This is a genomic window from Pseudidiomarina atlantica, assembly GCF_000753735.1.
GTDB classification, from domain to species: domain Bacteria; phylum Pseudomonadota; class Gammaproteobacteria; order Enterobacterales; family Alteromonadaceae; genus Pseudidiomarina; species Pseudidiomarina atlantica.
On record NZ_JPIN01000022.1, the window covers coordinates 1 to 6,381 of the forward strand.

A 6,381-nucleotide genomic window follows, 5' to 3' on the forward strand; every position below is an offset into this window, starting at 1 on the left:
GCGAAGATTGTCCTTTTACAGTTAAAAAATCAATCAAAGACTAACATGGCACTTGTTTATATGAAATCAGGTGTGGTTGTTATCTGAATTCATGAATTAATAAAAGTTCACCTGCAAATATGGATGTATTCGGCGAATTATTCACGGCATCTTAGTGCAAGCGGCATAGCCTCGGCGAATGCCGCTTTTTTTTGTCCGCATGTTGCAGCAGGCGAAAAAAACAGCTAGATTAACACTGTATAAATATACAGTGTTAGTGAGGTTGTTATGGCACATCCCTTACAAGAATTGGTGCACAAAGGGTGGCTTTGGCAAGGTCGTACTGCGGCTGAGCAAATTGCACCGGAACAGTTACAAGACAGTGGTTGGCCTGAGCTGAATCGACGCTTGGGCGGTGGTTGGTTGCGTGGTGCATTGCACGAGCTACAAGTGCAACAGTCGTTTCAAGGTGAGCTAGCCTTGGTGCTGCCGGTGTTGCGTGCACAGACGCAGCCATGTTTATGGATTAACCCTCCGGCGCAGCCTTATTGGCCGGGGCTGGCTTATCAGCAGTTAAAGTGTCCGCCGATTTGGCTGCATGAGCAAGATACCAAACAAGCATTGTGGGCGTTTGAACAAGCGTTACAAAGTCGTGCGTTGGGTGCTGTTGTGGCTTGGTTTGATGACTTAGATAGCCATGCGGTGCGGCGGCTACAGCAAACGGCTGCGCAACATGAACAGTTAGCTTTTGTACTGACGCCGTGGCAAGCAACAACCGAAGCACGTGCTTACGTGAATCGTTTACAACTCCATTGGCAACAGCAGTTGCAAGTGCGCGTGATCAAGCGCCGGGGTGGCTGGCCGCTTCCTCCTGCGCCATGTGCGGTGACACAGTTATTACCTGAGCGGCGGCGGTTGTCGGCATGAAGCAAACGAAGTTCTGGTGGTTTTTGGCGCTGCCGCAGTTGTTGCTCGATGAGCAATTGAGTTTGCAAAGTTTGGAGCAACAGCAACAGCCACAAATTATTTGTGCTAACCGTGGTAATCGCGGGCCTCAGGTGGTGCAGGCCAATGCTGCGGCACAGGCTGCGGGTATTCAATTGGGTATGCCAGCGGTTACGGCGAGTACCTTAGTACCAGACGTTCATCAGCGCCCGTATGAACGCGAGCGTGAAGAGGCGGTATTACGCCGCTTAGCCCAGTGGCTCTATCAAGATATCGCGCACATTGCGCTGTATCCGCCGCAAGGGCTATTGCTAGAAGTGCAGCATTTACAACGTTTGTACGGTGGTTATCAAGGGGTGCAGCGGCAGCTGCAACGGCGGTTACGACGGTTAGCTGTGCAGGTCGAGCTCGCTGCGGGTTATAGTCCTTTAGCGGCGCGCATTCTTGCCCAAGCGGGCATCGCTTGCCTCAGTACCGATGCGCAAGAGCTACAAAATGCTTTAGCGCAATTGCCGCTGCGTTATAGCTTATTGCCTGTGACTCAGAGACAGCAGCTAGAAGATGCCGGTATAGAGCGCTTAGGCGATTTACTTCGCTTAGCGGTAAGTGAACTCGGCGTGCGTTTTGGACGTGACATGGTGAACTATGTTGCCGAATTACGCGGCGAACTGTGCCCGCCACAGCAGTATTTTCAGCCGCCGCTCAAGTTTCGCGAGCGTCTCGACTTGCTCACCGAAGCAACCAGTTGGCAGCAACTGGTGTTCCCGTTACGGCGTTTACTACAGCAACTTGAGGCTTTTTTGCAAAGTCGTCAGCTCAGTGTGAATGCTTTTGTGTTACTTGCGCACCATCGTGAGGGCGCACCGACGCGGGTGCGTGTCGCTTTTGCTTTGCCGTTGTGGCGCAGTCGTGATGTCCAGCAGTTGGTGCAGTTGCAATTAGAACGGCAGCAATTGAGCACGCCGGCATTAGAGCTAAGTCTGCACGCCGATGATTTTACTGAGCGGCAAGCGCGGACTGCGCAATGGTGCCCAACAACCGCGGCTGACGCGCCGAGTTCGCAGCAAACACATGCCTTGCGCAGCTTATTCGGTAAGTTACAGGCACGTTTAGGTGAAGGTGCGTTGCAGCAGGCGCAAGCATTGACCGACTGGCGTCCGGAAGCCGCACAGCAGTGGCTGCCACGTACGGCGACGCAGCTAGCGGGACCGCCAGCGCAACTACCTCGGCCTTTGTGGTTGCTGACCAGCGCTGAACCGATTGATATTGCGCAATGGCAATTGCACTGGGGACCTGAGCGTATCCAAAGTGGTTGGTGGGACGGGCAAGCCATTGATCGCGATTACTATATTGCACTGGATGCTCAGCAGCGGCAGGGGTGGGTGTTTCGCAGTCAGGGGGCTTGGTATCTGCATGGCTGGTTTAGCTGAACAAAACTGGCGGCCTGTTGCATTACAATGCGTCACCAACTACAGCTTTTTAGTCGGCGCTGCGCATCCGCATGAATATATTGAGCGTGCGTTGGCGCTGCATTATCAAGCTTTGGCGATTACCGATGAATGTTCAATGGCGGGCGTGGTACGAGCGTATTTGGCGCAGCGCTCAACCGCATTGCAGCTCTTGATCGGCAGCTACTTTCGCATCCCTGAGCTTGGCACAGTGATTCTATTGGCGCAGAACCGTCAGGGTTATGCGCAGCTGTGCCGGTTGATCACGAAGGCGCGCAGTCGTGCTAATAAAGGTGAGTATCAACTGTACGTTAGCGACCTCACAACGGAGTTAGCGCACTGCTTAGCGTTATGGCGCCCTGCGCATGAACGTGCTTTCGATGACCACTGGCAAACCTTGCAGGCAACGTTCCAGCAACGTTTGTGGCTGGCCTATGCACGCCATTTTGCCGCCGATGACGCGCAGCGCTTTCGCAGCTATCAGCGCTACCGAGCGGTGTCAGGTTTACCGGTAGTGGCAGCTGACGAGGTGCTGTATCCGGACCCAGAACGACAGCCTTTGCACGATGTATTGACCGCGATCCGTCAGAATAAAACGGTTGCCGATGTACGCGCAGACTTGCGTCCGAATGCGGAACACTACTTACATAGTGCGGCGCAACTGCAACGTAGCTATCCCCAAGACTGGCTGAGCGAGGCGCAGGTGATAGCCGCACGCTGTCAGTTTAGTCTGAGCGAACTGCGTTATCAGTACCCTGCCGAGTTAGTGCCGAAAGGCCATAATGCCACGAGTTACTTACGTGAACTGGCGTATGCCGGTGCCAAGCAGCGCTTTCCGCAAGGGCTGCGTAGCGATGTCGCAGCTAAGCTCGAAAAAGAATTACAACTGATTGCCGAACTGCAGTACGAATATTTCTTTTTGACCATTCACGATATTGTGCGCTTTGCCCAACAGCGCGGCATTCTCTACCAAGGACGAGGCTCGGCAGCGAACTCGGTGGTTTGCTATTGCCTACAAATTACTGCGGTGAACCCAGATCAAATCGATGTTTTGTTTGAGCGCTTCTTGTCGAAGGAACGCGATGAGCCACCCGATATCGATGTCGATTTTGAACACCAGCGCCGTGAAGAGGTGATTCAGTACATTTATCAAAAGTATGGCCGTAATCGTGCAGCGTTGGCGGCGACGGTGATTCGCTATCGCTTGCGTAGTGCGTTTCGCGATGTCGGTAAAGCGCTCGGCTTTAACGAGCAAGAGCTTGGCCACTATTTGCGGCAGATTGATCGGCGTGATCATGAAACGCCTTGGTATGAGCAATTGTTGCAATTGCAATCGGGCATGGCGGCGACCGAACGTGGCCGCTGGTTGATCACTTTAACCGAGCAATTGCTGAAGTTTCCGCGGCATTTGTCCCAACACGTCGGTGGTTTTGTCATTGCCGCTACGGAATTGACTGATTTGGTCCCGATTGAGCAGGCGAGCATGGCCGACCGCACGGTCATCCAGTGGGACAAAGACGACTTAGAAGCTTTAAAACTGATCAAGGTCGATGTGTTAGCACTCGGCATGTTAAGCGCCCTGCGCAAAATGTTGCAGTTAGTCGCTGAGCATGAGCAGCGGCCGTTAGATTTAGCTAGTATTCCGACCGAAGATGCTCGTGTGTATCAAATGCTGCAGCGCGGTGACTCTATTGGTGTGTTTCAAATTGAGTCTCGCGCGCAAATGAATATGCTGCCGCGTCTGCGCCCTGCTACTTTCTATGACCTAGTGGTGCAAATTGCGATTGTGCGACCGGGCCCCATTCAGGGTGACATGGTACATCCCTATTTACGTCGCCGCGCCGGTGCAGAAGCTGTGACCTATCCGAGTGAAGAAGTACGGCAAGTGACCGAACGCACGCTTGGCGTGCCGATTTTTCAAGAGCAAGTGATTAAACTGGCCATGGTCGCTGCTGGTTTTAGTGGTGGCGAAGCCGATCAATTGCGACGCGCGATGGCCAATTGGCGTAGCACCGGTGAGCTACAACAGTTTGAAAGTAAGCTGATCAACGGCATGCGGCAACGCGGCTACAGTATCGATTTCGCGCAGCGCATTTATCAGCAAATCTGTGGCTTTGGAGAGTACGGCTTTCCTGAGTCCCATTCGGCAAGTTTTGCTAACCTGGCTTATGCGTCGGCGTGGTTTAAGTATCACTACCCTGCTATCTTCTATTGTGCTTTGCTGAATAGTTTACCGATGGGCTTTTATTCCGCAGACCAACTCCTGCAAGCTGCGAAGCGCGAACATGTTGCGGTGTTACCGCTCGATATACAAACCAGCCAGTGGCAACACCAGTTGGTGCGCTTGCAACAAGGCTTAGCGATTCGTCTTGGTTTTTGCTTGGTGAAAGGTTTGGTCGCCTCCGCTATCGAAGCCTTACTAAAGCAGCGTCCGACTGCGGGATTCCATTCCTTATCGCAACTGCGCGCGGCGGGTGCTAGCCCTGCGTTGCTACAACGTCTTGCCGCCGCGGGTGCGCTGCAGCAAATAAGTGGAGACCGCTTTCAAAGTCAGTGGCAAACCTTGGCTTTACCGGCACAGCAATTACCTCTTTTTGCCCAACTCGAAACACAAGCAGCGGCAACAGCAAATTTACCGCGCCCTACAGAAGTTCAAGATATTGCCGCCGACTATCGTGTGCTCGGCGCTTCAACCCGTCGCCATCCACTAGCGCTGTTACGGGAGCGTGGTTTATTACGAGGCGTTAAACGAGCAGCTGAATTGTCGAGCTGTCGTCATCAGCAAGTGGTGTGTGTCGCAGGGCTGGTTACCTGTCGACAGCGGCCCGGTACCGCCAGTGGTGTCACCTTTATTACCTTAGAAGATGAAACCGGTATGGTGAATGTGGTGATATGGCAAGCGACAGCGCGCAGTCAACGCCAACCTTATCTAACCGCGAAGCTATTAAAGGTGCATGGCACCGTCGAAATTCACGGCGACGTGATTCATGTCATTGCGGGGCGCTTAGTTGATGGCGCCGACTTGCTGGCGCAGCTGAGTCTTGCTGCGCCCCGCTCCCGCGATTTTCATTAGTTAAACCTTAAAGGCTTAACTATTGTCGCTGTACTCGTTTTTGAGTTTTACGTAGTTGGCAGCCGTTGCTGGTAAAAAGGCGCGTTCTGCGTCGGTCAGGGGGCGCTGCTCTTGTGCCGGACTGCCGACATATAAATAGCCACTGCGCAGCGTTTTGCCTGGCGGCACTAAACTACCCGCACCAACAATCACATCGTCTTCTATTGTCACGCCATCCATCACAATCGCCGACATGCCGATTAACACGCGTGAGCCTATAGTGCAGCCGTGCAACATGACATGATGTCCTACGGTTACGTCATCGCCAATAATCAAAGGATGTCCGTCAGGATTGCGCTCACTTTTACGACTTACGTGTAAGACCGAGTTGTCCTGGATATTGGTACGCGCGCCAATACGGATAAAGTTAACGTCACCGCGTGCCGCTACCAGCGGCCATACACTACTGTCTTCTCCTAAGCTGACGTCACCGATGACCACCGCCGATGCGTCGACATAAACATGGTCACCTAAAGTAGGTGATACACCACGATAACTACGAATATCTGCTGGCATGAACCTTTACCTCTTAAATTGTGATCTTTTTGATCAGAAACCAATGCCTCTAGCTTAGCAAAACGCTTTAAAACAGGCGAGTTGATATAAAAAAGCAGCAACTTGCACAACAAAACAGCAGTCAGTAAAAAAACAGCTAAAAATGGCAAAAAGGTGCTTGACGCGGCCAGTTAAATCTCTAAAATGCGCCCCACGCTTGAGGCAGGCAACGAAGCCGCCAAAAGCAGCAGTTTTCAGTCTGAAAAAAATTAGCCGAAAGGCTTGACAGAAAACTCACAGGCTGTAGAATGCGCAGCCTCGCTCAACGCAGCGAAACGTTCTTTAACAATTTATCAAGCCAAGCAAACTGTGTGGGCACTTACCGGATTCAGGCAGAGAAAG

Annotated in this window: 4 protein-coding genes; 3 read left to right on the forward strand and 1 reads right to left on the reverse strand. The window is 52.5% G+C overall.

Features of this window, described 5'->3' with window-relative positions:
• Positions 1-267: 267 nt before the first annotated feature.
• From IDAT_RS12655 to IDAT_RS12665, 3 genes are read left to right on the forward strand one after another with little or no spacing between them, the layout of a single operon-like run.
• Positions 268-906, forward strand: coding sequence for a hypothetical protein (locus tag IDAT_RS12655; RefSeq protein WP_034734337.1), 639 nt, complete (start codon positions 268-270; stop codon positions 904-906).
• On the forward strand, positions 903-2,354 hold the full coding sequence (locus tag IDAT_RS12660; RefSeq protein WP_034734340.1) for a Y-family DNA polymerase: 1,452 nt from the start codon (positions 903-905) through the stop codon (positions 2,352-2,354). The genes IDAT_RS12655 and IDAT_RS12660 overlap by 4 nt, the downstream gene beginning before the upstream one ends.
• Positions 2,338-5,445, forward strand: a complete 3,108-nt coding sequence (locus tag IDAT_RS12665; RefSeq protein ID WP_034734342.1) for an error-prone DNA polymerase — start codon at positions 2,338-2,340, stop codon at positions 5,443-5,445. The genes IDAT_RS12660 and IDAT_RS12665 overlap by 17 nt, the downstream gene beginning before the upstream one ends.
• A 15-nt stretch (positions 5,446-5,460) precedes the next feature.
• Here the strand turns inward: IDAT_RS12665 and IDAT_RS12670 are convergent, their stop codons facing one another.
• A complete protein-coding gene (locus IDAT_RS12670; RefSeq protein WP_034734344.1) occupies positions 5,461-6,000 on the reverse strand; it encodes a gamma carbonic anhydrase family protein in 540 nt (179 codons plus the stop codon).
• Positions 6,001-6,381 lie beyond the last annotated feature (381 nt).